27 protein-coding genes are annotated in these 23,681 nt (G+C 47.1%); 19 read left to right on the forward strand and 8 right to left on the reverse strand.

Annotated elements, in window-relative coordinates; all coding sequences use genetic code 11:
• The first annotated feature begins 22 nt into the window (after positions 1-22).
• Positions 23-616 (forward strand): CBS domain-containing protein, encoded by a 594-nt coding sequence (locus MAQ5080_RS10550; RefSeq protein ID WP_067209737.1) that lies wholly within the window; start codon positions 23-25, stop codon positions 614-616.
• A gap of 43 nt (positions 617-659) precedes the next feature.
• Here MAQ5080_RS10550 and tusA read toward each other — a convergent pair whose 3' ends face one another.
• Positions 660-896, reverse strand: a complete 237-nt coding sequence (tusA, locus tag MAQ5080_RS10555; protein WP_067209740.1) for a sulfurtransferase TusA — start codon at positions 894-896, stop codon at positions 660-662.
• A gap of 17 nt (positions 897-913) precedes the next feature.
• Positions 914-1,501, reverse strand: a complete 588-nt coding sequence (locus MAQ5080_RS10560) for an alpha/beta family hydrolase (protein WP_067209743.1) — start codon at positions 1,499-1,501, stop codon at positions 914-916.
• 235 nt (positions 1,502-1,736) lie between these two features.
• Here MAQ5080_RS10560 and ccoN point away from each other — a divergent pair, with 235 nt between their 5' ends.
• From ccoN to MAQ5080_RS10620, 12 genes are all read left to right on the forward strand, one after another.
• Entirely contained in the window at positions 1,737-3,179 is a 1,443-nt protein-coding gene (ccoN, locus tag MAQ5080_RS10565) for a cytochrome-c oxidase, cbb3-type subunit I (RefSeq protein WP_067209746.1), read from the forward strand.
• An 11-nt stretch (positions 3,180-3,190) separates the two neighbouring features.
• Positions 3,191-3,793 (forward strand): cytochrome-c oxidase, cbb3-type subunit II, encoded by a 603-nt coding sequence (ccoO, locus tag MAQ5080_RS10570; protein WP_067209750.1) that lies wholly within the window; start codon positions 3,191-3,193, stop codon positions 3,791-3,793.
• A 9-nt stretch (positions 3,794-3,802) separates the two neighbouring features.
• Positions 3,803-3,997, forward strand: coding sequence for a CcoQ/FixQ family Cbb3-type cytochrome c oxidase assembly chaperone (locus MAQ5080_RS10575; protein ID WP_067209753.1), 195 nt, complete (start codon positions 3,803-3,805; stop codon positions 3,995-3,997).
• Positions 3,990-4,886, forward strand: coding sequence for a cytochrome-c oxidase, cbb3-type subunit III (gene ccoP / locus MAQ5080_RS10580; RefSeq protein WP_067209756.1), 897 nt, complete (start codon positions 3,990-3,992; stop codon positions 4,884-4,886). Before MAQ5080_RS10575 ends, ccoP begins: the two co-directional genes overlap by 8 nt.
• A 111-nt stretch (positions 4,887-4,997) precedes the next feature.
• The gene (gene ccoG / locus MAQ5080_RS10585) at positions 4,998-6,407 is read left to right on the forward strand and encodes a cytochrome c oxidase accessory protein CcoG (protein WP_067209759.1); all 1,410 of its coding nucleotides are present in this window, start codon (positions 4,998-5,000) and stop codon (positions 6,405-6,407) included.
• Between the two features lie 57 nt (positions 6,408-6,464).
• Entirely contained in the window at positions 6,465-6,950 is a 486-nt protein-coding gene (locus MAQ5080_RS10590; RefSeq protein WP_067209762.1) for a FixH family protein, read from the forward strand.
• Positions 6,947-9,325, forward strand: a complete 2,379-nt coding sequence (locus MAQ5080_RS10595) for a heavy metal translocating P-type ATPase (protein ID WP_067209765.1) — start codon at positions 6,947-6,949, stop codon at positions 9,323-9,325. The genes MAQ5080_RS10590 and MAQ5080_RS10595 overlap by 4 nt, the downstream gene beginning before the upstream one ends.
• A gap of 8 nt (positions 9,326-9,333) precedes the next feature.
• The gene (gene ccoS, locus MAQ5080_RS10600; RefSeq protein ID WP_067209769.1) at positions 9,334-9,492 is read left to right on the forward strand and encodes a cbb3-type cytochrome oxidase assembly protein CcoS; all 159 of its coding nucleotides are present in this window, start codon (positions 9,334-9,336) and stop codon (positions 9,490-9,492) included.
• Positions 9,489-10,157 (forward strand): sulfite exporter TauE/SafE family protein, encoded by a 669-nt coding sequence (locus tag MAQ5080_RS10605; RefSeq protein WP_082861079.1) that lies wholly within the window; start codon positions 9,489-9,491, stop codon positions 10,155-10,157. The genes ccoS and MAQ5080_RS10605 overlap by 4 nt, the downstream gene beginning before the upstream one ends.
• Before the next feature lie 81 nt (positions 10,158-10,238).
• On the forward strand, positions 10,239-11,609 hold the full coding sequence (gene hemN / locus MAQ5080_RS10610) for an oxygen-independent coproporphyrinogen III oxidase (RefSeq protein ID WP_067209772.1): 1,371 nt from the start codon (positions 10,239-10,241) through the stop codon (positions 11,607-11,609).
• A 30-nt stretch (positions 11,610-11,639) separates the two neighbouring features.
• Positions 11,640-12,401: a fumarate/nitrate reduction transcriptional regulator Fnr gene (gene fnr, locus MAQ5080_RS10615; protein ID WP_067209775.1), complete on the forward strand. Its 762-nt coding sequence runs from the start codon at positions 11,640-11,642 to the stop codon at positions 12,399-12,401.
• A 24-nt stretch (positions 12,402-12,425) separates the two neighbouring features.
• The gene (locus MAQ5080_RS10620; RefSeq protein WP_067209778.1) at positions 12,426-12,968 is read left to right on the forward strand and encodes an adenine phosphoribosyltransferase; all 543 of its coding nucleotides are present in this window, start codon (positions 12,426-12,428) and stop codon (positions 12,966-12,968) included.
• Positions 12,969-13,043: 75 nt separating this feature from the next.
• On the opposite strand, the gene MAQ5080_RS10625 is transcribed toward MAQ5080_RS10620, so the two are convergent.
• From MAQ5080_RS10625 to MAQ5080_RS10640, 4 genes are all read right to left on the reverse strand, one after another.
• Complete coding sequence (locus tag MAQ5080_RS10625; RefSeq protein ID WP_067209781.1) at positions 13,044-13,610, reverse strand: YfaZ family outer membrane protein; 567 nt, start codon at positions 13,608-13,610, stop codon at positions 13,044-13,046.
• A gap of 16 nt (positions 13,611-13,626) precedes the next feature.
• Positions 13,627-14,463 (reverse strand): tRNA 2-thiocytidine(32) synthetase TtcA, encoded by an 837-nt coding sequence (gene ttcA, locus MAQ5080_RS10630; RefSeq protein ID WP_067209784.1) that lies wholly within the window; start codon positions 14,461-14,463, stop codon positions 13,627-13,629.
• Positions 14,464-14,557: 94 nt separating this feature from the next.
• Positions 14,558-15,058: a SprT family zinc-dependent metalloprotease gene (locus MAQ5080_RS10635; RefSeq protein ID WP_231870821.1), complete on the reverse strand. Its 501-nt coding sequence runs from the start codon at positions 15,056-15,058 to the stop codon at positions 14,558-14,560.
• A complete protein-coding gene (locus MAQ5080_RS10640) occupies positions 15,051-16,832 on the reverse strand; it encodes a RecQ family ATP-dependent DNA helicase (protein ID WP_067209786.1) in 1,782 nt (593 codons plus the stop codon). The genes MAQ5080_RS10635 and MAQ5080_RS10640 overlap by 8 nt, the downstream gene beginning before the upstream one ends.
• 58 nt (positions 16,833-16,890) lie before the next feature.
• Between MAQ5080_RS10640 and MAQ5080_RS10645 the strand changes: the two genes are divergently transcribed.
• On the forward strand, positions 16,891-17,556 hold the full coding sequence (locus tag MAQ5080_RS10645) for a YecA/YgfB family protein (RefSeq protein ID WP_067209789.1): 666 nt from the start codon (positions 16,891-16,893) through the stop codon (positions 17,554-17,556).
• A gap of 110 nt (positions 17,557-17,666) precedes the next feature.
• Here MAQ5080_RS10645 and MAQ5080_RS10650 read toward each other — a convergent pair whose 3' ends face one another.
• Positions 17,667-18,137 carry a Spy/CpxP family protein refolding chaperone gene (locus MAQ5080_RS10650; protein WP_067209794.1) on the reverse strand — a complete coding sequence of 157 codons (471 nt, stop codon included), beginning with the start codon at positions 18,135-18,137 and terminating at the stop codon, positions 17,667-17,669.
• Between the two features lie 408 nt (positions 18,138-18,545).
• Here MAQ5080_RS10650 and MAQ5080_RS10655 point away from each other — a divergent pair, with 408 nt between their 5' ends.
• Both MAQ5080_RS10655 and MAQ5080_RS10660 read left to right on the forward strand, forming a co-directional pair.
• On the forward strand, positions 18,546-19,655 hold the full coding sequence (locus MAQ5080_RS10655; RefSeq protein WP_067209797.1) for a glycerol dehydrogenase: 1,110 nt from the start codon (positions 18,546-18,548) through the stop codon (positions 19,653-19,655).
• Between the two features lie 203 nt (positions 19,656-19,858).
• Positions 19,859-20,833: an alpha/beta hydrolase gene (locus MAQ5080_RS10660; RefSeq protein ID WP_067209799.1), complete on the forward strand. Its 975-nt coding sequence runs from the start codon at positions 19,859-19,861 to the stop codon at positions 20,831-20,833.
• A gap of 75 nt (positions 20,834-20,908) precedes the next feature.
• Here the strand turns inward: MAQ5080_RS10660 and MAQ5080_RS10665 are convergent, their stop codons facing one another.
• Positions 20,909-21,409: a DinB family protein gene (locus MAQ5080_RS10665; RefSeq protein ID WP_067209802.1), complete on the reverse strand. Its 501-nt coding sequence runs from the start codon at positions 21,407-21,409 to the stop codon at positions 20,909-20,911.
• Positions 21,410-21,597: 188 nt separating this feature from the next.
• Here MAQ5080_RS10665 and MAQ5080_RS10670 point away from each other — a divergent pair, with 188 nt between their 5' ends.
• From MAQ5080_RS10670 to MAQ5080_RS10675, 3 genes are all read left to right on the forward strand, one after another.
• Positions 21,598-22,338 carry a hypothetical protein gene (locus MAQ5080_RS10670; RefSeq protein WP_156496565.1) on the forward strand — a complete coding sequence of 247 codons (741 nt, stop codon included), beginning with the start codon at positions 21,598-21,600 and terminating at the stop codon, positions 22,336-22,338.
• A 230-nt stretch (positions 22,339-22,568) separates the two neighbouring features.
• Positions 22,569-22,700 carry a YHYH domain-containing protein gene (locus tag MAQ5080_RS17410; RefSeq protein WP_156496566.1) on the forward strand — a complete coding sequence of 44 codons (132 nt, stop codon included), beginning with the start codon at positions 22,569-22,571 and terminating at the stop codon, positions 22,698-22,700.
• Positions 22,701-22,785: 85 nt separating this feature from the next.
• Complete coding sequence (locus tag MAQ5080_RS10675) at positions 22,786-23,586, forward strand: hypothetical protein (protein WP_067209809.1); 801 nt, start codon at positions 22,786-22,788, stop codon at positions 23,584-23,586.
• Positions 23,587-23,681: the final 95 nt, after the last annotated feature.

The raw sequence follows: 23,681 nt of genomic DNA on the forward strand, positions 1-23,681 counted from the left end.
AATTACGATTGAGGTATTTCTCATGAAAACACTTACTTACACTTCAACAAAAGACATCCATGACTTAACTTGGCCAGAAGTAGAGCAAAACATCGGCCTCTACACACCGGCATTGCGTGTGTTTACTGACTTCAAAGATGCTAGCCCACGTTTGATTGAACCCAGTGTTCGTGCCGATGTGCTGGTGGAGATCATGAAGAAAGAACACGTGCGTATGAAAGTCGTGGTGGACTCGCTCAATAATTTCCTTGGCATTATCAGCTTAGAAGACTTATCTGATGAAGCTTTTATCAAGCGCATTGCGGAAGGCTACGTGCGTGATGAGTTACTTGTGATCGACTTAATGCGCCCAAAAGAAGATTTATTGGCCGTGACATACAAGTCCCTTAGCAACAGCGACATTGAGTCACTAGTTCTGAGCCAAAAAAGCAACGCACATCAGCACTTATTGGTCGTTGATGATGAAACCATGAGTATTCGCGGTCTCGTCTCTGCCAACGACATCGTCCGTCAGTTGCAGCTGAACATTGATGTCGCCACATCAACTAGTTTCGCTAAACTAAATGACGTACTGGAGCACGAATACGCAGACAGCAAACGTATTCGAGTCGCGTAAGCGTTAACTCAAACAGCCATATAAGGCACAAAAAAGGTCAGCATTAGCTGACCTTTTTTTGTACCCAGTAGTAATAGAGCTCGCCATCATGCTCTTGCTTGACCAATGGGTGCCCTAAAAAGTTACAGAATTTAGGAATATCACGTTCCGTAGAAGGGTCAGTCGCAATGATTTTCACCACCTCTCCCGGCGCCATCTTACGCACCACACCATGCAGCATCATTACTGGCTCTGGACAGTAAAGCCCTTGCGTATCTAAAACTTGGTTATGATCAGACAATCCTCTACCCTCGTTAACTAAATAAGATCTAAGCGCTGAAGAAATGGCTTTATTTGACCTGACAGCCACTGCATCACTTGCGAATCGGAAAGATTATAACGTTTCAGCACATTAAAATCGTGGTCGGCCCCGTCTAACCATTGAATTTCAACATTATTAGGCAAGCTCTGTTGTTGCACCCATTCTTTCGAACCTAACGCATCTCGTGTGCCCTGCAAAATCAAGAAAGGCACTTCGCTGCTGTGCTCAAGATGCTCTAAGCGATGCTTGTCCATTTTTTTGGCCGGATAAAAGGGAAAACCTAAGGCAACGCAAGCCTGCACATTATGGCTTTGACAAAGCTCGGCAATAATACGCGACCCCATCGATTTCCCTAGTAAGACAATCGGCGTTTGTGGATCAATTCGAGCCCCCACTTCCGCCACCAGCTTTGCCAATTTTGGCGGTGGGCGTTTTTTACCAGTACGTTCAATTTCCTGCATATAATCAAGGGTAATTGGCTCAATTTCGCCCCCCAAATCGGCCTCTAAACGAGACTTAATTTGAGTCAAAAAGACGCTCTGATGCCCAGCACCTGAGCCGTGTAATAGATAAAGTTTCATCATATCGATTGAAAACGTTGCTCTGTGACAAGGAATACCCACAAAGCAGCCAATGCTCCTGTTCTTTAAATTGTGAAAAGACTTAGAATCAATTTCGCTAGTTTACCGCTGTTGGAATTAGAAGGAAGGTCCGACTGCTCCGTTCGTCAGATACGAAGTATCGAACCCCCACCTTTGCAATGAAAACGGCATTATCTTTAACAAGGTCTATCACTCAACGTGGTTTGTGGAAGAAACTATGAGCACAGCTTTTGATCACCCAACATACAACTATCGAGTGGTGCGCGCATTCACCATTATGACGGTGGTATGGGGCGTAGTAGGCATGGCTATCGGCGTATTAATTGCGTCTCAATTGGTATGGCCAGACCTACTTGCTAACATACCTTACCTACATTTTGGACGTTTACGCCCACTTCACACTAACGCAGTCATCTTCGGTTTTGGTGGTTCTGCCCTGTTTGCAACGTCGTACTATGTTGTACAACGTACCACTCAGGCAAGACTATTCTCTGACGTCCTGTCAGGCTTTACCTTCTGGGGTTGGCAAATCATCATTGTGGCAGCCGCTATTACCTTACCACTTGGCTACACTCAGACTAAAGAGTACGCCGAGCTGGAATGGCCAATTGACATTCTGATCACATTGGTTTGGGTGGCATACGCTATTAACTTCTTCGGCACCGTCGCGAAACGTAAGATGAAACACATCTACGTAGCGAACTGGTTCTACGGAGCATTCATCATCACCGTTGCAGTACTTCACATCGGCAACAGTGCAGTGGTGCCTGTTAGCACCTTTAAATCGTACTCGGTTTACTCAGGTGCGGCCGATGCCATGGTGCAATGGTGGTACGGGCACAACGCTGTAGGTTTCTTCCTAACAGCAGGCTTCCTAGGCATGATGTACTACTTCGTTCCGAAACAAGCTGGCCGTCCGGTTTTCTCATACCGCCTATCAATCGTCCACTTCTGGGCATTGATTTCCCTATACATTTGGGCGGGTCCACACCACCTTCACTACACAGCACTACCAAACTGGACACAAAGTCTCGGTATGGTGATGTCGTTGATCCTTCTAGCACCATCTTGGGGTGGTATGATCAACGGTGTAATGACGTTATCTGGTGCATGGCACAAACTTCGTCATGACCCAATTCTACGTTTCCTAGTGGTGTCATTGTCGTTCTACGGTATGTCTACCTTCGAAGGCCCAATGATGTCGATTAAGACAGTCAACGCTCTGTCTCACTACACTGACTGGACCGTAGGCCACGTACACGCTGGTGCGCTTGGCTGGGTAGCGATGGTAAGTATCGGTGCGGTATATCACCTACTACCAGCCGTACTTGGCTTTAAACCTGGTGCAATGTACTCAACTCGCTTGATCAACGTGCACTTCTGGCTAGCGACTATCGGTACTGTATTGTACATCGCTTCTATGTGGGTAAACGGCATCATGCAAGGCCTAATGTGGCGTGCATTTAATGACGATGGCTCTTTGACTTACACATTCGTTGAGTCAGTAGACGCAAGTTACCCAGGCTGGTTCGTTCGTGTTCTAGGTGGTGCAATCTTCCTACTTGGTATGCTGCTAATGTCTTACAACTCGTACATGACTGTACGTTCAGCAAAAGGCAAAGAAGCAGAATCATTCCAAGCCGACACTCAAGTAGCATAGGGGTTTAAAACATGCGCCATGAAGTAATTGAAAAAAATATGGGGCTCATGATCATCCTTATCGTCGTAGCGATCAGCTTCGGCGCTTTGGTTGAGATTATCCCTCTATTCTTTATGAAACAAACCACTCAGCCAGTGGAGAACTTAAAGCCTCTAACGGCCCTTGAGCTGGAAGGTCGTGACATTTACCAACGTGAAGGCTGTCTGAGCTGTCACACACAAATGATCCGTCCTTTCCGTGCCGAGACTGAGCGTTACGGCCCATACAGCGTTGCTGGTGAGTCGGTCTACGATCACCCATTCCTATGGGGCTCTAAGCGAACGGGTCCTGACCTAGCTCGTGTTGGTCAGCGTTACAGTGACGAATGGCATCGTGCCCACTTATACAACCCACGCGATGTAGTGCCAGAGTCAAACATGCCAGGCTTCCCTTGGTTGTTTGAGAACAAAATTGATGGCAATGACACTGCCAACAAGATGTCTGCACTACGCATGGTAGGCGTACCTTACACTGATGAGCAAATCGCATCAGCGAAAACTGAGGTACGTGGCAAACGTGAAATCGATGCTCTCGTTGCTTACCTGCAACAACTGGGCACAGTGATCGAACGATAGGGTCATAACATGGACATTAATACGCTAAGAACACTTGCAACGCCCATCGCATTCATTGCCTTTGTCGGGATCATTATTTGGACATTCAGTAAGGGCCGTAAAGGCGGTTTCGATGAAGCGGCTAACCTGCCTTTTGCAGATGACGATGATGAAGTAAGTGTCGAGCAGCGCAAGTCATCCGTGGAGAAGAAGACACATGAATGAATTAAGTTCTTTTTGGAGCGGCTGGATCATTGTGATCTCGTTAGGCTCTATTTTGGGAAGCTTCTTGCTGTTATCCATTGTTCGTAAAGGACAACGCTTTAACTCTGAAACGACTCAAACAGTAGGCCATGAGTTTGATGGCATTGAAGAGTACGACAACCCTCTACCACGTTGGTGGTACTGGATGTTTGTTCTGACGGTAGTTTTCGCACTAGGTTACCTAGCCCTGTACCCAGGTCTTGGTAACTTCAAAGGCTTACTAGGTTGGTCACAAGAGACCGCTTACGAGCGTGAAGTGGCGAAAGCAGAAGCAGAGTTTGGCCCTATGTTTGCTCAGTTCTCTCAAACTCCGATTGAAGAACTGGCGCAAAACGACCAAGCGATGCGTATCGGTCAGCGCTTATTCGCCAACAACTGTGCTCAATGTCACGGCTCTGCAGCAACCGGCAGCTACGGCTTCCCTAACCTGACAGACAATGACTGGCTATACGGTGGTGATGCGGCCGCTATTTCTCAAACCATCCTGAAAGGTCGTGTTGCAGCCATGCCTGCATGGGGCCCAATGCTAGGTGAAGAAGGCGTGCACAACGTATCTCAATACGTTCTTAGCCTATCTGGCAGCGCTACAGATGCTCAAGCAGCTGAGCAAGGTCAGGCGCTATACAACACTAACTGTCTAGCGTGTCACGGCGCAGAAGGTAAAGGCAACCACCTATTTGGTGCCCCTAACCTAACTGACAATATTTGGCTATACGGCGGCAGCGCACAACAAGTGATGCAAACCGTTCGTAACGGCCGTAATGGTCAGATGCCAGCTTGGGAAGGCATTCTAGGTAAAGACAAAGCGCACGTTGTTGCTGGCTACGTCTACAGCCTATCAAATCAGTAAATCTCTGATGTGTATCAAAAGGGTGTGACCGAAAGGCACACCCTTTTTTTATTAAAAACTGTAATATTAGTTAGTACTTAAACAAGCCTGTTGAACGTTAAGGAAAGCAGCATGAGTGAGAAGATACCTGTTCAAAACGTCGAGCCAGAAGTCGTCGAATTCGACCTATACGAAAAGCGCAAAAAGATTTACACACGTGCTATTTCAGGTTTTTTCCAGAAAATCCGAACCCGCGCTCTGTGGATTCTGATGCTAGGTTACTTCTTAACACCATGGATCAACTGGCACGATCGTCAAGGCGTACTATTTGATTTGCCGGCGCGCCAATTCCATATCTTTGGCATCACCTTTTTCCCGCAAGATTTCTTCCTACTGGCTTGGATTCTGATCATCTGTGCCTTTGGCTTATTCTTTGTCACCACCCTCTTTGGTCGTGTTTGGTGTGGCTATACTTGCCCACAAACCGTATGGACCATGGTATTCATGTGGATTGAGGAAAAAACCGAAGGCTCGCGTAATGCCCGCATGAAGCTTGATAAAGCGCCCATGTCACGCAGCAAATTTATCAAAAAATTTAACAAGCACAGCCTCTGGGTGCTGTTTGGTTGGCTGACTGGCTTAACCTTTGTTGGCTATTTCACCCCTGTACGCGAACTCATCATCGACTTATTTACTTTCCAAGCTCACCCATGGGCCTACTTCTGGGTCGCCTTCTTCACGGGTGCCACTTACCTATTCGCGGGCTGGATGCGTGAGCAGGTGTGTACTTATATGTGTCCGTACGCCCGTTTCCAAGCAGTGATGTTTGACCCTGATACCATGGTGATTTCATACGACTACAACCGCGGTGAAACTCGCGGCCCTCGTAAACGTAGCGCCGATCCTAAAGAACAAGGGTTAGGCGATTGTATTGACTGTAACTTGTGTGTCCATGTCTGCCCAGCTGGCATCGACATTCGTGATGGCCTGCAATACCAATGTATTGGTTGTGCTTTGTGTGTTGATGCGTGTGACTCGATCATGGACAAAATGGGCTACGATCGCGGCCTTGTGAGCTACACCACAGAACGTCGCTTAGAGGGCGAAAGTTCACATATTATGCGCCCGAAAGCGATTGGCTATGCTATGTGTATGTTGGTGGTCGTAACCGCATTCTTTTACTTTGCCAGTGATCGTGAAGCACTTGGCTTAGACATTATTCGCGACCGTAACCGCCTCTACAACAGCACCCCAAGTGGCTTGATCGAAAACATCTACACCGTCAAAGTCATCAACATGGATCAGGCAGCGCACCAGTTTGAGATCTCAGTCAGTGGCTTGGATAACATGCAAATGATTGGCCGCAAAAAGGTTCAAGTAAACGCTGGTGAGGTGCGCTCAGTACCTTTCTCTATCCAAGTTCCGCCGACGGCATTAGAGCAACAGCGAAACACTATTTTCTTTAAAGTGGAGTCACTTGATCCAAATTATCCACTAGAAAAAGTCACAGAAAGTCGATTTATTGGTCCTGTATCAAAATAATGAACTATAAGCGGTGATAATATCACCGCTTATTCGCCTTTTTTATGGAGTACCTTTATGTCGACAATCGTAAGCCTGCCTTGGTACAAGCAATTTTGGCCGTGGTTTATTATCAGTGTGCCACTTTCATCGGTTCTAGTAGCGATCGTGCAGGTCTATGCCGCACTGCATTCTTCCAGTGACCTTGTGAAGGATGACTATTACAAAGAAGGCCTCGCCATCAACCAAGTCATCACGCAACGTGAAGCGGCTAAGACCCTGGGCATTGAAGCCAACCTGCGTCTCGATAACCTGACCGGTGAACTATTCCTGACGACCAAAAATGCGACAGCACCAGAGCTGACTGCACTGTTTGCCCATGCTGCGGTATCGAGCAAAGATTTCAGCGTCAATTTCGTACAAACTCAAGCCAATGAGTACCGCGCGCAATTGGAAAAGCCGCTGAGTGGTATCTGGAACGTATACCTTGAATCAGAAAATGGCTGGCAATTAAATGGCCGTATCAACAGCGATATTCATGACCGTTTAAACTTCAATCTATGAGTAACCTTTGCTACCACTGCGGGGATCCTATTCCTGCGGGCCTAGACATCGCTAGTGAGTTGCAAAATCAGCGCCGCGAGTTCTGCTGTTTTGGCTGCCAAGCCATTGCTGAACACATCTGCGGCGCAGACCTTTCTTTGTACTACGAACGTCGCGACAACAGCAAAGGCGCCCGTATCAATGAAGACAACAGCCCCGTTTTTGCCCTGTTATCGGATAAAGCCCTGTACGATCAATACGTGCATCAAGGGGAAGATGGCCATGTTATCCAAGTATCACTCACTGGCATCACCTGCTCCGCTTGCGCTTGGCTGATTGAAAAGCATTTGAGCCAACAGCAGGGTGTCTTGTCCGTTCATGTCAATCTAAGCAGCGCCATCGCCACCATTACTTGGAACCCCGCCGAAACCAATGTGCAAGAGCTTGCCAAGCAGCTGCTGTATATCGGCTATGTGGCACAGCCCTATTTACCAGGCGAGCAAGATACCCTACAACGCCAAGAGAAAAAGCGCGCCATTATCCGTTTAGGCATTGCCGGCGTGGGCATGATGCAAGTCATGATGAGCGCCATCGCCATGTACGCGGGTGACCTACAGGGCATGGACGATATCTATCGTCAATTACTGCGTTGGATTAGCTTTATCTTTGCCACACCGGTGGTCATCTATGCCGGGCTGCCTTTTTACCGCGGCGCTCTGCGGGATCTTAAAAACCGCCATTTCACCATGGATCTACCGGTCTCCATTGGTGTTCTATTGGCCTACGCATCCAGCGTACTCGCCTTGTATATGGAATCGGGTCATGTCTACTTTGATTCCGTGACCATGTTTATCTTCTTCCTCTTGCTAGGGCGCTTCTTAGAAGCCGTGGCCCGCTCTTATCATGTGGCCGATCGTCATCAGGCACCGCTCACCGCCGTTAAAGTTGTAAAAGATCAGACTGAGAGCACTATTCCTTTGCAGCAACTTCAAACTGGCGATGTCGCCATCATTGAGCCGGGGCAGACTTTTCCGGTGGATGGCATCCTACTGAGCGACTTCACCAGTGTGGATGAGTCCAGCTTAACCGGTGAATACACGCCGGTGACGAAGCAGCAAGGTGCAAACATTCACGCCCAAACCGTGAACGTCGACCAACAAGTGCAACTGCAAGTGACCGAGGTCGGTCAGAACACCAAAGCCGCAGCCATTTCCCGCATCACAGAGCGCGCCCTTGGTGAAAAGCCACGTGTAGCAATCATTGCAGATAAAGTGGCCCACTATTTCGTCATCGCGATACTGATTACGGCATCGTTAACGTACGGTTTTTGGAGCTGGATGGGGGAACCTGAAGCTTACTGGATTATGGTCAGCGTATTGGTGGTGACCTGCCCTTGCGCTCTTTCATTAGCAACGCCCGTCGCACTCACCACGGTCACCAACGCTCTTAAAGGAGCAGGCTTCCTGATTACACGGGGGCATGTGATTGAAGCGCTCGCGAAAACCCAACATATCGTATTCGATAAAACTGGCACACTCACCTACGGCAGTTTTTCGATCACCCAAATTGAGCTGCTCGAAAACGCCCTGTCCTCGGAGCAAGCCCTAACGCTTATCAGCGGCTTGGAGCAGCATTCCAAGCACCCGATCGCCAAGACGTTTCAACAATTTGCACCAGCCTCGGTCAGCCACCTTCAAAACCTTGCCAGCCAAGGGGTAACTGGCATTATCCATGGCGACACTTATTACTTTGGCAATCAAACCCTAATGGAATCACTCGGCCTACGCGTGCCAGCCAGCACAGTGTCAGGTAAAGCCCAACTAGAGTTATATTTAGCCACGGCATCGCAATTACTGGCCAAGGTTACACTGTGCGATATCTTGCGCCCCGAAGCGCGTACCGTGATCGAATCCCTGCGTCAGCAAGGCATCCGCGTGAGTCTATTAACCGGTGATACACTGGAATCCGCCCACAGCATTCTCGAACCTGAATGGTTTGATGACTTTAAAACCAGCTGTCTTCCAGATCAAAAGTGGCAGTGGCTGCAAGCCCAGGATAGCAAGGACATCCTGATGGTGGGCGATGGTTTGAACGACGTTCCTGCCCTTGCTGGTGCCACCACCTCCCTAGCGATGGGGGCCAGTTCTGATTTGGCAAAACTGCATTCTGATGCGATCTTATTAAGTGAGCACCTAAGCACCATACCAACCGCCCTAAAAGCGGCCAAACGCTGTCGACAAATCATTCAGCAGAATCTAATCTGGGCAGCTGGCTACAATGCGACGCTATTGCCGCTGGCCATTGCTGGATGGATTCCACCTTGGGTGGCCGCCATCGGGATGGCGCTGAGCTCTTTGATCGTGGTGGTCAATGCCACCAGACTTAACAAACTGTAGGAACATACATGGAAAGCCTATTTTTACTCATCCCGATTGCCGCTATTTTTGTGGTGATCGCTGTAATCATTTTTATTTGGGCGGTGAAAGGCGATCAATTTGATGACCTAAACCGCGAAGGCGAACGCATTTTATTTGAAGACGACGATACGGATAAAAAAGCGTGATCTCGATTTTTGTCAGTGGTGCATTGATTGGTTTAGCCGGTGCCGGCCATTGCCTTGGCATGTGCGGAGGATTGGCTGCCATGTTGTCCGTTGGCGAGCGCGCTAGTTCGGTAAACATTGTTGCCTATAACTTGGGGCGCGTCCTATCCTACGCCTTGTTCACTTTACTACTGGCCGCGACCCTGCAATTTGGTCTATCACACTACTACAACGACTTAATGGTGCCATTACGCACTTTTGCAGGTGTGCTATTGGTGTTAATGGGCTTGTACCTATGCGGTATTTCCCGACTCATTTTAAAGGTCGAGTCCCTCGGTCGTTATGCTTGGCGTTTGCTGCAACCCCTTGCCAAATCTTTCCTTCCGATCCAAACCCCAGCACAAGCGCTCGCTGCGGGCCTAGTATGGGGCTGGCTGCCTTGTGGCCTAGTCTATTCCACCGTGCTTTGGGCCACATCTTTAGGGTCGATTTCACTGTCCATGACGGCTATTTTCGGCTTTGCCATCGGCACCTTGCCCGCCATGTTATTAGCAGGACTGTTTGCACAACAAATTAAAGCCCTATGGCAGCAACTTTATTTAAAATGGATCTTTGGCAGTTTGATTAGTCTGTATGGGCTTTACAGTATTCCCTATTTTAAAAACCTGCTTTCTGGAGTTGTTTAACGCGAATATTTGATCTACATCAGCGAGTCAATTAAGGATGCGAGTAAACTTCCATTAGCAATTTTAATAGGAAACTCCGTTATGCTTTGGGACTCCAAACTTATCCAGAAATACAACCTTGCTGGGCCTCGCTATACGTCTTACCCAACTGCTCCGCAGTTCACTACCGAGATCAGCAAGATGGAATTGATCGGTAAGATGTTAGAGCCCTCGCGTTCACCACTCAGTCTATATTTCCACGTCCCATTCTGCGCACACCTTTGCTACTACTGTGCCTGCAATAAGATTGTCACCAAGCAGTATGATAAAGGCGCGGAATATGTCGAGCTATTGGGTGAAGAGATGCGCTTGCGTGCCTTAATGATCGACCAGTCTCGTCCAGTGACTCAGCTGCACTTTGGCGGTGGTACACCAACGTTCCTGAGTGAAGAGAATCTCACCACTCTGTTTGACAATATCCAAGAGCACTTCAATCTGATTAACGATGGCTCGCAAGACTACAGCATTGAAATCGATCCACGTGAAGTCAACCGAAGCAAGTTGGAACTGTTAAAAACCTTGGGCTTCAACCGTGTCAGCCTAGGCATCCAAGACTTCAATGACGATGTGCAAAAAGCCATCCACCGTGTGCAGCCATTAGAGTTGGTCACAGAGGTGATGAACGACGTACGTGAGCTGGGTTACCGCTCAGTTAACTTTGACCTGATTTACGGCTTACCCAAGCAAACGGTCGAAGGCTTTAGCGAAACCTTAGCAAAGGTTATTGCCCTGTCGCCTGATCGTATTTCGGTATTCAACTACGCCCATTTACCGCAGCGTTTTGCGCCTCAGCGCCGTATTTTGGAAGAAGACTTACCTTCTCCAGATCAGAAGCTAGCGTTGTTGAAGTTAAGCATTGATACACTGACTGAGGCGGGTTACGTCTACATTGGCATGGACCACTTTGCCAAGCCTGATGACTCATTAACAAAAGCACAACAAGAAGGCCACCTGCAACGTAATTTCCAAGGTTACACTACCCATGCAGAAACAGACTTGTTAGCTTTTGGTGTGTCAGCGATCAGCCAAGTAGGTAATGCTTATTTCCAGAACCACACGGACCTATCGCTGTATCAAAACAGTATCGAAAATGGCCAGCTAGCCATTATGAAAGGCTATATCAGTAGTGATGATGACCGCATTCGCCATGCCGTTATTATGCAACTGCTGTGTCACAACGAACTTAATAGCCGCGACATCGAAGCGTCCTTTGGCATTAATTTCAAAGAATATTTTCAGTCTGAGTTGAATTATTTGCACAATTTGCAGGAAGATGGTGTTATAACGGTATATTATCAAGACAGTGATGTTCTAATAAAAATTACCGAAGTAGGACGATTACTCGTGCGCTGTGTTTGCATGGCGTTTGATAAATACCTAACTTCCAATTCAACTTTTTCAAAAGTTATATAAATTACCCGATCGAGCTCAGGGAGAGTTACCATGGCAATTTCTAATTCAAACAACCGCTTCAGCAGCAAGTTGACATCTCAGTGTCAAAACTGCAGCTTGAGCGCTCTCTGTTTGCCAATTGCGTTGGCGGACGAAGACGTTAACCGTTTAGACCAAATCATTGAACGTAAACGCCCATTGAAAAAAGGCGAAATCTTGTTCCATCAAGGTGAAGAATTTGATTCTGTGTTTGCGGTTCGAACGGGTACCCTTAAGACTTACAACATCACCAACTCTGGCGAAGAACAAATCACAGGCTTTTACTGCCCAAGTGAATTGGTTGGCCTAAGTGGCATCGATGAGAACCACTACCCAGTGTCTGCCAAAGCCCTAGAAACCACCACGGTTTGTGAAATTCCATTCGCCCATTTAGAGCAATTGTCTTCACAGATTCCATCACTGAAGCACCAGCTGTTCCGTTTGATGAGCCGTAAGATCTGTGACGACCAACAAATGATGGTATTACTCGGCAAGAAAAACGCTGACGAAAAAGTAGCCTCTTTCCTGCTGAACCTATCGCACCGTTTCAAAAAACGTGGTTACTCTGCGACGGCATTCCGTCTATCCATGTCGCGCGGTGAAATTGGTAACTACCTAGGTCTAGCCGTGGAAACTGTTAGCCGCGTTATGACCCGCTTCCAGAAGAATGGCTTGATTGATGTGGACGGCAAAGAGATCTCCATTATTAATCTTCCAGAAATGGAGAAACTGGTCGGTTCCGCAGGGGAATGTGCTACCATCGAGCATGTTTAATTAAGCAGTTATTAAGGTTTACCTATGCTATTTGATGACTTTTACTTTAAGTCTTTAATTCGTACCGTTGAAGATTGGCCAAAGCCAGGTATCAGCTTCCGTGACATCACTCCAATCTTTAGCGACCCAAAAGGCCTGCGCATGGTCGTGGACGCCTATGTTCACCGCTACATTGACAGCGACATCACGCACATTGCCTGCATTGACGCACGTGGTTTTTTGATCGCCTCTGTACTGGCCTACGAATTACACAAGCCTTTAGTATTGGTCCGCAAGAAAGGTAAATTACCAGGCAAAACCATCTCTCAGTCATATGACTTAGAATACGGTAGTGCCGAACTTGAAATTCAAGAAGGCGCCGTGCACGAAGGTGCGCAAGTGCTTCTATTTGATGATTTGATTGCAACTGGCGGCACATTAGTCGCAGCGATGACCTTGCTACAACAACAAGGTGCAGAGATCCAAGAAGTAGCTTCAATCATCGATCTTCCTGATCTGGGTGGTAGTGCTAAAATTCAGGAAATGGATATTCCTGTGTTTTCATTGTGTGCCTTTGAAGGCGAGTAATCCGCCCCTTCTTCTGCACAATAAAAAAGGTGGCCATGGCCACCTTTTTTATTGCTTGTCTATTTTAACAACGTCTTAGAACGTCGTTGAAATACCAATGCCAATGCTCTTGTTCATATCTGGATCGTCAGAGTAACGCTCTAGATCGACATGCGTCATGCCGTAGCGCAAGAATACGCGAGCGTTACGCAAAGTGCGGTATTCGCCACGAATTTCTGCCTGATAGACACTGTCGATGTTTTGGAATGCCAAAACTTTAGGTGCGTAGTACAAAGAGCCTAGCACGCTAAAGCGGTTCGCTTGTGGGAAGGTGTAACGGTAAAAACCACCCAATGCCACCGCCATACCTGCGTTGTCGACATCGTATTCTGTGTCGATTGCCAATAGACGCGCACCTAGACCGATTTGAACTGGGTAATCTTTCGCAGTGTCGATGTCTTCAATGTGGGCACCGATGTAGCCGTACTTGCCATCATCTGAATGGTACATACCACCAAGGTCTAAAAAGTACTTACCTTGGTCAAGACTCAGATCCACTTTCACTGCATCATTGTTTAGGCTGCCTTCGATTGTGTCCACTGCGTTAGCTGAGAATGACACGGCCGCCCCAAGAACGACTGGTAAAATTTTCTTCATCGACATACTGCTTCCTTTAATGTTAAAGCTCGATAATATTTAAGCGTTTAAATGCGTCTTCCGATTGCTTCAAGCCTTTGAAGTCGAACAGTTCCGTATCCGCCAAATGAGACGGTACCACATTTTGAACCGCTGAGAACATGGTATCCACTCGGCCTGGGTATTGTTTGTCCCAGCTTTGAAGCATTTCTTTCACAACTTGACGCTGTAGATTTTCCTGAGAGCCACACAGATTGCAAGGGATGATTGGGAAAGCCTTTAGTAAAGAATATTCCTCAATATCCGCTTCTTTACAGTACGCCAATGGACGAATCACCACATGCTTACCGTCGTCGCTTAGCAGCTTAGGTGGCATGGATTTCAGCTTGCCGCCGAAGAACATGTTCAAGAACAAGGTTTCTAGAATGTCATCACGATGGTGGCCCAGAGCGATCTTGGTGGCACCGATTTCCTCTGCGAAACCGTATAGCGAACCACGACGCAAACGTGAACACAGACCACAAGTTGTTTTACCTTCTGGCACGACTTCTTTAACGATGCTGTAGGTATCTTTTTCAAGAATGTGGTAGTTAACGCCGACCTGAGACAGGTACTCAGGCAAGATGTGCTCAGGGAAACCCGGTTGTTTTTGGTCCAGGTTCACCGCGATGATTTCAAAGCTGATAGGCGCACTGCGCTGCAGGTTCATTAGAATGTCCAGCATGGTGTAAGAGTCCTTACCACCCGATAGACATACCATTACCTTGTCGCCCTCTTCAATCATGTTGAAGTCAGCAATCGCTTGGCCCGTTAGACGGCGTAGGCGTTTTTGAAGCTTGTTCAGCTCAAGTTTTTCTTTACGATCGATCTCAGAAGTCATTCTTTATTACCATAAAACAGATGCGCGCTATCTTACTACAACCACTTTCGCGAAGCACCCTATGCACAAGGCTGTAAAGAGTAATTAAAGGAATTTACTTCTTTTTCAAAAAGGTCAGCGGCGCACGGCAGCTACGACAGATATATTGCGTACCACGCTCGGCACGTCCATGGCGATGGGCAGTAAATTCGTGGGTTTGGCATTGGCATTGATAGAGAAAGGCATTGCGTGCCTTGGGGACTTCAAAATCGTGGGTACGATGAGCTTCGACGTTAAACAAATGCTCCATCACCGCGATCCATTCTTTGCCATGGGGGCGCACTTTGCTGCCAAACACTTGATGCACCACGATATGCGCTACCTCATGGGGCACCACATTTTCAATAAATTTGTGCGGGTCTTGTTGCAGCATAAAGGTATTAAAGCGCATTTCATTACGCTGTAAATACGCCGTTCCCGCGGTACGCCCGCGTTGCTTAAAGTTATAGCTCGGCGCTTTTAACTTGAGTTTAAAATAACGCTCAGCATTGCCCATGCACTCTTGGATCTTGGCATCAATCTGCGGCACATACTGACTCATGGCGAACTTAGTCATAGGACTCCTTGGCTAAGTTAGGGGATGCAAATAAAGACTCTGCGTTAAGGCTGGTTAACAGCTCTTTGCTCAACCCCGTAATACGACTGAGAGACGCTAAAGAACTCGGCTTGGCCTCAAACACTTTATGCAATTGCACATCGGATAAATGATCGGACACCCGATTGCTGACGCTCCAATGCAACAGTTGATGCCACCCGCCTTGACTGTATTGGCTCATGTCCGCGTCTTTAAGCGCTGGGTAAAACCAATCTGAGGTAATGATTAACTGCTCCTCAGCACGCAACACGCGGCGGCTTTTCTCGGCCAAGGCGACGGCAAAGGGCACCACACTTTGCTGCAGCAAGTAACCTTTCGCCAACAACAGGCGTATCACCGCTTTCCACTGGGTTTCATCTAAGGCTTTACCTTGGCCAAACAAAGGGTGCTGCTCTAGGGCAAAATTAGTCACGCTTTTAATACGTTTACCCAGCAAACAATTTATCAACGCCGAAAACGGCACCCCACCCTTGGTGTGGTACACCAAACTGAGAAGTTTTTGCGCGGCCACCGTGACATTGTGTTGCTTTGATTGTTGCAAACAGCGATCGCAATTGCCGCAATCCTGCTCAGCCGTTTCAGAAAAGGCAGACAATAACGCCCGACGTCGACATACAGCATGCTCCAAGCAATCCATTAAGCGCCAAAATTCATCTTCTAATTGCTCTTGGCGCACAAACTGCCAAGTTTGCAGAATGTCCTGCAACCCATAAAACAATAACGCTTGGGCAGGTCGGCCATCACGACCAGCACGACCGATTTCCTGTGCGTAGTTCTCCAATGACAGGGGTAAATCCATATGCACCACAAAACGCACATGCTCTAAGTCCACCCCCATGCCATAGGCCGTCGTGGCCACCATGACTTGCACGGCGCCCTTGGCGAAGTTGCTATGGGCTTGATCGCGTTCGGCAGCCGATAAACTGGCGTGATAGCAGCTTGCTGTGATGCCCTGCTCATTAAGCCAGTGCGCCAATTCCTCGGTTTTATTACGAGCGCGACAATAGATGATGCCAGGCTGAGCCATGCCGTCTTTCATCAAAAAAGAGAGTAACTGTTGTTTGGCACGGCGCTTTTGCGAGATTTGCAGACGAATATTGGGCCGATTAACGCTTTCACGCACCACCTCAGGCGCATGTAATTGCAGCGCTTCGCTGACTTGCATTTGATTCTCTGGCAATAGCGTACCGGTTAAGGCAATCACTGGTGCAGCTGGGAAAATCTCTTTCAAGCAGCCCAACTGAGCGTATTCTGGGCGAAATTGACTGCCCCAACGAAGCACACAGTGGGCTTCGTCGATGGCTATACAGGACACATCAATGTCTTCTAACAGTCCGATCACACTGCTTTGCAGCAGCTTCTCCGGCGACATATAGAGAATTTCCACATCCCCATGACGCAAGCGCCAATAGAGGTCGTTTTGCTCGGCGCCATTTTGCGTTGAGTTAAGGAACTCCGCCTTAATACCCAACTGCTGTAGCTGTTGTACTTGTTGCTGCATGATCGCAATCAGCGGGCTCACCACTAGCCCAACCCCTTGGCGCGCCAAGGAGGCCACTTGGTAAATCGCGGACTTACCAGCACCGGTCGGCAGCAGAGCCAGAACATCATTGCCCTGTAATAAGGATTCAACACAAATTTGCTGTGATCCTATATAGTCTTGATAACCTAAACGTTGTAATGCGCGATAAGCATTATCAAGGGCAACGGAATCGATTTTGATCGGCTTGCTCATGGTTTTTTAGTACTGATGTGTTTAAACTGTGTCGCGATTGAATAATAGGAAAACCTAAATGCAACACCAACCTCTTGATGACCTAGAACTTGAAGAACTAGAAAACTTTTTGGACTCTGATGCTGTTCACGAAGATTGCCAGAATTTTGTCATGGCGCACGGTTTTTTAACAGCCCTAGCGATCAGCCCAGAAGCACCAGCACCGTCGCAGTGGTTGCCTGTCGTATTCGAAGAAACACCGGAGTTTACCTCTGAAAAGGAACAAAAGCACATTGAGAATCTGCTGATTCGTCTTTTTGCTGACCTTCAGAAAGAGCTAGAATCCGAAGATGACTTCCTTGTGCCTTGCGATATCGAAGTCAGCCATAACCCAGATGAGCTAAGCGAGCTGGAAGAATGGGCATCAGGCTTTATGGAAGGCGTGTTCTTTACTGAGCGCTTCTGGTTCGAATCTGAAAAGGAAGAAGAAGTAGCTGAGTGCCTACTACCATTCATGGTGGCATCGGGCCTATTTGAAGACGAAGAAGTTCAGCAAATCCGTGAAAGCGAGAAACTGACTCAGTCTTGCATCGATCAGATCCCGCAGTTGATCACTGACCTATTCCTAGTACTGCGTACTGAACCAGAGAAAAAGGCCTTCAAACCTAAGCCACATAACAAGGGCAAAGGCAACAATAAAGGCAAAGGCGGAAAAGGTGGCAACAAAGGCGCCAAAAAACGCTAATTCGCTGACCCAGCGCAGCCGATAAAAAAGAAGCCGCATTCACTCGAATGCGGCTTTAATGCTTTCCTAATAAGGAAAAAGGGAAACCGAAATTTGCAGGCGGTGACGCACTAGTGCTTGCCACCTGACGACTCAAGGACTTGGATCTGCTCATCGCTAAGAAGCTCATAGAACTTGTGTCTAATTTCAGCTTGTTGGACATCTAGTTGCACCATGAGTTCACTACGCTGCTCAGCCAGCTCTTCGATCTGATCCACGTAATCATCGTCCTTTGGATCCAGACTAATCATTGGGCCACGTAGCTTTTGCATCGCTTGCGCCACGTTATGACGTTCCTGACGGGCCTCAGCAAACAACTTGCTCGCTTCTTCCTTGGTCTCCACGTCCATCTGCAACGTCAGCGCCATGCGATCCAAGGCAGGCTCTGAGTAAGGGTCCATCACACGCGGGGCTTGCTGCGCTTGCGTGGGCGCTGTTGCTACCTTACCCTCTGCCAAGCCAGTGGTCGCAAAAGAGGCGGCCATCACAGTCGCCAAACCCATTGCACCAAGTTTAAAAGCTTTTCCATTGAACATTGTCATATCCGCACCTCTTTGCTGATTGCTTTTGATCAATTCATTATGACCAGATCCCTGTCAGTGTGTGTCAAACACGCGAAAGGCAAAGTAAAGAAAAACCACCACTAACTGCACATTCAAACAATCTGTCAGCCACCCGCCAAAGCGTGCATGTCCCTGCGCATTTCGAGCCATTTTGATCACTCTCGGTAACGGGTCACTCCCCTGCCAACGACGGGATATAACAACTCGCTATAAAAGTTATAAATCTCCTAGGTAGCTGACAATAAATGGTTAAATCCCAATGTTTGTAATAATTGTCATCTTTCTAAGCCACTAGATGGCAGAGAATGCCCCTACAGTTAATAGCAGATTTACAGCGTCATCCTATTGTTGGACGGCGCTCTCACTTAAACAGGAAAGGAGCTTTCTATGTCTCTTAGTGAACGCACAGTGACATCACCAAAGAAATTCATCATCGGTTCTGGTCTACTGGCCAACATGGCCGACTACGTCGCAGCATTTGGTGACAATGTTTTGATTCTAAGCGATGAGTTCATCCTAGATCGCGCGGCGACTCAAGCGACACCAGCGCTAGAAAAAGCCGGCATTCAAAGCAAAGTAGAGAAATTCCAGTACGAATGTACCGACAAAGAAATCAACCGTGTAGCGGACCTTGCACAAACACAAGGCGCCAACGTGATCGTCGGTATCGGTGGTGGTAAGACCCTAGACTGTGCCAAAGCGGTGGCTTACAACAACAAAATCTCAGTGGTGTTGTACCCAACCATTGCTTCAACGGATGCGCCTTGTACCGCGCTTTCCGTTATCTACAAAGAAGACGGCGAATTCGACCGTTACCTATTCTTGCCACAAAACCCTGATGCCGTGATCGCCGATACTGATATCCTAGCCGCAGCACCCGCGCGTTTCTTTGCGGCAGGCGTCGGTGATGCCCTAGCGACCTACTTTGAAGCACGTGCTTGTTACGCCTCTGACGGCATCAACCTGGTACTGAAAAAGCCTTCTCGCACCGGTCTTGGTCTGGCCAAGTTGTGTTTCGAACTGCTCAGTGAAAACGTTGAAGCGGCGATGGATGCGGTACGAAACAAAGTTTGCACACCTGCCCTTGAGCAAACCATCGAAGCGACTATTTACCTAAGCGGCGTCGGCGCAGAAGCCGGCGGCCTAGCGGCAGCGCACGCGGTCAACAACGGTATGTCAGCAGTGCCTTCCCTGCACCATGTGCAACACGGTGAAAAAGTGACCTTTGGTCTGCTGACTCAGCTGGTACTGGAAAACGCACCTAAAGAAGAAATCGACGAAGTGGTTCGTATTATCAAAGTAGCAGGTTTACCCCTGACGCTTGAAGACATGGGTCTAACGGAATTCGTTGAATCAGAGTGGCGCACTGTGGCGAGCATCGCTTGTGCCGAGGGTGACACCATGGGCAATATGGAAAAACCAGTCACGGAGAACGACGTCTACAACGCCATGGTAGCAGCCAATGCTATGGCCGAGCGTTACAAAGCTCAGGCTTAATCGCATTTAGCGTTTGAACTGTCAAAGGTGGCGTACAAATCGTGCGCCACCTTTTTTGATCGCACCATTAATGAATACAGCTAATAAATGGTAGAAATTTAACGCTATTGTTATGAGAATGTCACATAAGTATCTTATCAATAAAGCAACGGCGCTTAAATATTCACCAGCGCCAACGAATACAGACTTTATAGGAGTTTTATATGACTGATACAGCATTGAACCTAACACAAGAATGGGACAAGACGTTCGCTAAAAGTGATCTGGTTGAGCACAAGAAAGTGACCTTTAAAAACCGTTACGGCCTAACCCTAGCCGCTGACCTATACACACCAAAAGGTGTGACTGGCGAGCTAGCGGCGATCGCAGTCAGCGGCCCGTACGGTGCGGTAAAAGAACAAGCCTCTGGCCTATACGCACAAACCATGGCAAAAAAAGGCTTCGTGACCTTAGCGTTTGACCCATCTTACACGGGTGAAAGCAGCGGTGAACCTCGTCACGTGTCTTCTCCTGACATCAACACCGAAGATTTCAGTGCTGCGGTAGATTTCCTAGGCCTACAAGACAAGGTTGATCGTAACCGTATCGGTGTGATCGGTATCTGTGGCTGGGGCGGTATGGCACTTAACGCAGCAGCGGTAGACACGCGTATCAAAGCTGTCGCGACAGCCACTATGTACGACATGAGCCGTGTGATGTCTAAAGGCTACAACGACAGCACAACAGATGAAGATCGCATCAACGCCCTTCAGTTCCTAAACGAACAACGTTGGAAAGATGCCGAAGCAGGCGAGCCAGCGGTTGGTCCAGTATCGCTAGAACTTCAAGGTGGCGAGCCACAATTCGTAGTGGAATACGCAGGCTACTACAAGTCCACTGACCGTGGTTTCCACCCACGCGCGATCAACTCAAACGCATCTTGGACGCTGACCAACCCACTGTCATTTATGAACATGCCTCTGCTGTCATACATCGACAAGATTTCGCCACGCCCTGCTCTTCTGATGCACGGTGACAAAGCGCACTCTCGCTACTTCAGCGAAGCAGCGTTCGAGAAATTACAAGAGCCAAAAGAACTCGTGATCGTGGAAGATGCCAACCACGTTGATCTGTACGATAACTTCGACAAGATCCCACTAGACAAGCTAACGGACTTCTTCACGACTAACTTGAAGTAGGCGTTAGCCCACTAAAAGCAAAAAGGCAGATCACTCAGTGATCTGCCTTTTTTACATCTATAGAGACCCGCTTTTCTAGCCGTGGTCGCGCGGCATAAACACCATATCAGTAATACCCACATCAATACCATGCTGCGATAACAGCGTTGTCACCTGCCCGCGATGGTGTGTCTGGTGATTAAAAAAGTGCGCCACCGCAAACCACAGTTCGAACTCTTTTGGTTCTGGATTAACAATACTGGTGTAACGCAAAGTCCCCGCCAACTGCTCTTCGCTTAGTCCTGCCACATATTCACTAATGGCTTTATCGGTCACAATACGATCCTGCTCCAATGCGGCAAAATCGCTATGCAGTCCCTGATCCAAACCCGCCACCGAAAACGGTTTACCCGTCATACGGCCTAACCAAATCTTATCCGCCACTAGCAAATGATTCAGCGTACCGTGGATGGATTTGAAAAACGCCCCACGATCTTTCTTACGCTCTGCATCACTTAAGGTACGCACCGCATAGTAGAGCTTCTTATTCATCCACGAGTTGTAATGGGCAAGTTCTTTGGCTAGGGCTGGGGTCATGGCAGTGGTCTCTGGTTGGTTTAATTTTTGATCATCAGTTTGAAGTTAAAACTACTCGCTTACTTTTTACGTAACAAGGGACGAGCATACAAAAAAATATCAATACAGTTTTAGAGCTCAATTATTTGGACCATATATATGATGGAGGTATAGTGACCACATAAATAAGAGATTATAGGGACCATTTAGTGAACAATCTTGATATGAATAACCCCGCATTAAGGCTTCATGACATTCTAGAAAAAGGAATGAAACATGACCCTAGACAAAAAACAAAGGACGTTTGGAAATCCATCTTAGAGGTTGAAGATGACTTCCATCTTTTCGGTAAAATTTCAGCAGTACAGCTACTAGTTACAGAAATAGTATGCAGTTTCGAAAGGTATGATCCTGTTAACTACAAGAGATACTGTTCTTGGCTACCCCAGCTTGAAACCGCATTTAATCAGCAAAACCTAAATGGTGACTGGAATACGTTCAAAAGTTTTATAAATCAAAACACTTTGGATGGTATTTCAACATCAGCACTTGCGATGAGTCACTTCTCAAATTCAAAAAAAGTTTCTGAGGAAAACTTACTTAGCTTACGAAAGCACACTAATTGTTTGATAGAGGAATTAAAGAGCTCAGATTTGGAAAGTGATATCCGTCTATTTATTCTTGATCACCTTTACTCCATTTTAAGGGCTCTAGATGAATATAAAATCAAAGGCCCTGAATACTTAATCGAGAAAATTGAGAGAGCTGCCGGAAGTGCTGCAATAAAAGCTAACACTCAACAGATACCTAAAGCTAAATTCCACTCTTTCATGAATTACATCGCTAATGCTGCAACTATTGTCGGCCTATGTAATAGCGTAAGTGACTTTACTGGGCTAGAAAGCCCAACAGATATAGTTGAAATTACACTCAATTCACTTAAGAACTAATTCAGTAAGAGATAGCATCTGAGTCATGGAAGCTATAGCGCAACTAATGTTCGAAATAGGCGTGTTTACTCAGTCTACTTTGCCTCATTTCACCGCTGGGCACCGCCAAACTAAGAGGACATTGAAATTTTCAAATTAGTTGCAAACATTCTAATTGAATGCTCTATGACATCTTTTAAAATAGGAACGCTTTAATTGAAGCACTTAAACATGGAATAAAGGACTAGTTTATGAAGAAATTAATCTCGTTGGTATTTGTAGCATTTTTCACTCTTTCATCTACCGCATTTGCTCATAGCGGTGGTACAAACTCAAATGGCTGCCACAACAATAGCAAGACTGGTGACTACCACTGCCACTAAAATAGAAAAAGGGCGCATTTAGCGCCCTTTCATCTGTTCATAGACGCACTCATATACACCATTTACTCTCGATGGCCTTTATTGAATGAGATCTACCTCTTTATTTCTATTAGACCACGGCCTAACGCTTCTAACGGGAGCTTTTGTAGGCGCGGCAATTACACTTGCAGCAAACAATCTAGAAGCTATTGGCTTTTGGGGTTGGTCTCTCCTATTTGCAGCAGTTCTTGCGTTCATTTTTAGAAGGCTTCTTGGCAAATCTCAGAGCAAGTTTTCCAAGTCAATCCGCCTTCTAAGTAGAATTGTTACTATTAGGCTTCTACGTACAATGCCACGTAAAGGTGAGCCAAAACTACGAATAGAGTATCTGCCTGTTGCTCTATTCTTTTTTATGCTTGGAATTGGCCTAGCTGCTTGCTGGGAATGGGAGTTCTGGGATGTTACGAGCAGTATTGGATCTTTATTAGCTGGAACAGGCACTGTAGGGCTACTTTGGTTTGGTTGGACTAAAGCAAATGAATGGATGAGACAACTACAACTTAAAAAAGCTATCGATATAATTGTAAACGAGCTACAACAACTGTTAGAAAGTAGCTCTCAATTATCACGCATTTACCATCAAGCACTACATACCCAGAAGGTTATAAAAATCACGGAAAGTAACAATATTGAACTAGCAAAAGTTGAATTAGAAGATATAGAAGAAAAAGCTAGCGATCAATTTGGTAAAGCCCTTGCGAGTATAGATTTGCTCGTTTCATGCTGCCTGACTTTAGATAACTCCGAGCTTTTACTTCCAAGGCTAGAACAGCTCAGAGCAGAATTAGGAAGTGTGAGTGATATTCATTATTTATCAGGGCTCGAGCATACTTTGTTCTCTTTTTAACCAAACAATAATTGAGCACGATAATCATCGCTCCAAGTAGCTCTTTTTAGCTTCTGCCGTTGGCTCGGGGAGTCATCATTACATTGCCTAAGTAT

Origin of the sequence: Marinomonas aquimarina (genome assembly GCF_900089755.1) — a bacterium.
Classification (GTDB): Bacteria; Pseudomonadota; Gammaproteobacteria; order Pseudomonadales; family Marinomonadaceae; genus Marinomonas; species Marinomonas aquimarina.

Excerpts from the sequence above, each read along its gene's own strand:
- ccoP (WP_067209756.1), top strand. The coding sequence starts at position 3,990 with ATGAATGAATTAAGTTCTTTTTGGAGCGGCTGGATCATTGTGATCTCG.
- MAQ5080_RS10645 (WP_067209789.1), top strand. The coding sequence starts at position 16,891 with ATGCAACACCAACCTCTTGATGACCTAGAACTTGAAGAACTAGAAAAC.
- ccoO (WP_067209750.1), top strand. The coding sequence starts at position 3,191 with ATGCGCCATGAAGTAATTGAAAAAAATATGGGGCTCATGATCATCCTT.
- MAQ5080_RS10590 (WP_067209762.1), top strand. The coding sequence starts at position 6,465 with ATGTCGACAATCGTAAGCCTGCCTTGGTACAAGCAATTTTGGCCGTGG.
- ttcA (WP_067209784.1), bottom strand. The coding sequence starts at position 14,463 with ATGACTTCTGAGATCGATCGTAAAGAAAAACTTGAGCTGAACAAGCTT.
- MAQ5080_RS10665 (WP_067209802.1), bottom strand. The coding sequence starts at position 21,409 with ATGACCCCAGCCCTAGCCAAAGAACTTGCCCATTACAACTCGTGGATG.
- MAQ5080_RS10655 (WP_067209797.1), top strand. The coding sequence starts at position 18,546 with ATGTCTCTTAGTGAACGCACAGTGACATCACCAAAGAAATTCATCATC.
- MAQ5080_RS10675 (WP_067209809.1), top strand. The coding sequence starts at position 22,786 with ATGAGATCTACCTCTTTATTTCTATTAGACCACGGCCTAACGCTTCTA.
- ccoN (WP_067209746.1), top strand. The coding sequence starts at position 1,737 with ATGAGCACAGCTTTTGATCACCCAACATACAACTATCGAGTGGTGCGC.
- MAQ5080_RS10550 (WP_067209737.1), top strand. The coding sequence starts at position 23 with ATGAAAACACTTACTTACACTTCAACAAAAGACATCCATGACTTAACT.
- MAQ5080_RS10660 (WP_067209799.1), top strand. The coding sequence starts at position 19,859 with ATGACTGATACAGCATTGAACCTAACACAAGAATGGGACAAGACGTTC.
- MAQ5080_RS10560 (WP_067209743.1), bottom strand. The coding sequence starts at position 1,501 with ATGATGAAACTTTATCTATTACACGGCTCAGGTGCTGGGCATCAGAGC.
- MAQ5080_RS10620 (WP_067209778.1), top strand. The coding sequence starts at position 12,426 with ATGCTATTTGATGACTTTTACTTTAAGTCTTTAATTCGTACCGTTGAA.
- MAQ5080_RS10625 (WP_067209781.1), bottom strand. The coding sequence starts at position 13,610 with ATGTCGATGAAGAAAATTTTACCAGTCGTTCTTGGGGCGGCCGTGTCA.
- ccoG (WP_067209759.1), top strand. The coding sequence starts at position 4,998 with ATGAGTGAGAAGATACCTGTTCAAAACGTCGAGCCAGAAGTCGTCGAA.
- ccoS (WP_067209769.1), top strand. The coding sequence starts at position 9,334 with ATGGAAAGCCTATTTTTACTCATCCCGATTGCCGCTATTTTTGTGGTG.
- MAQ5080_RS10640 (WP_067209786.1), bottom strand. The coding sequence starts at position 16,832 with ATGAGCAAGCCGATCAAAATCGATTCCGTTGCCCTTGATAATGCTTAT.
- MAQ5080_RS10635 (WP_231870821.1), bottom strand. The coding sequence starts at position 15,058 with ATGACTAAGTTCGCCATGAGTCAGTATGTGCCGCAGATTGATGCCAAG.
- hemN (WP_067209772.1), top strand. The coding sequence starts at position 10,239 with ATGCTTTGGGACTCCAAACTTATCCAGAAATACAACCTTGCTGGGCCT.
- MAQ5080_RS10575 (WP_067209753.1), top strand. The coding sequence starts at position 3,803 with ATGGACATTAATACGCTAAGAACACTTGCAACGCCCATCGCATTCATT.
- MAQ5080_RS17410 (WP_156496566.1), top strand. The coding sequence starts at position 22,569 with ATGAAGAAATTAATCTCGTTGGTATTTGTAGCATTTTTCACTCTTTCA.
- MAQ5080_RS10650 (WP_067209794.1), bottom strand. The coding sequence starts at position 18,137 with ATGACAATGTTCAATGGAAAAGCTTTTAAACTTGGTGCAATGGGTTTG.
- fnr (WP_067209775.1), top strand. The coding sequence starts at position 11,640 with ATGGCAATTTCTAATTCAAACAACCGCTTCAGCAGCAAGTTGACATCT.
- MAQ5080_RS10595 (WP_067209765.1), top strand. The coding sequence starts at position 6,947 with ATGAGTAACCTTTGCTACCACTGCGGGGATCCTATTCCTGCGGGCCTA.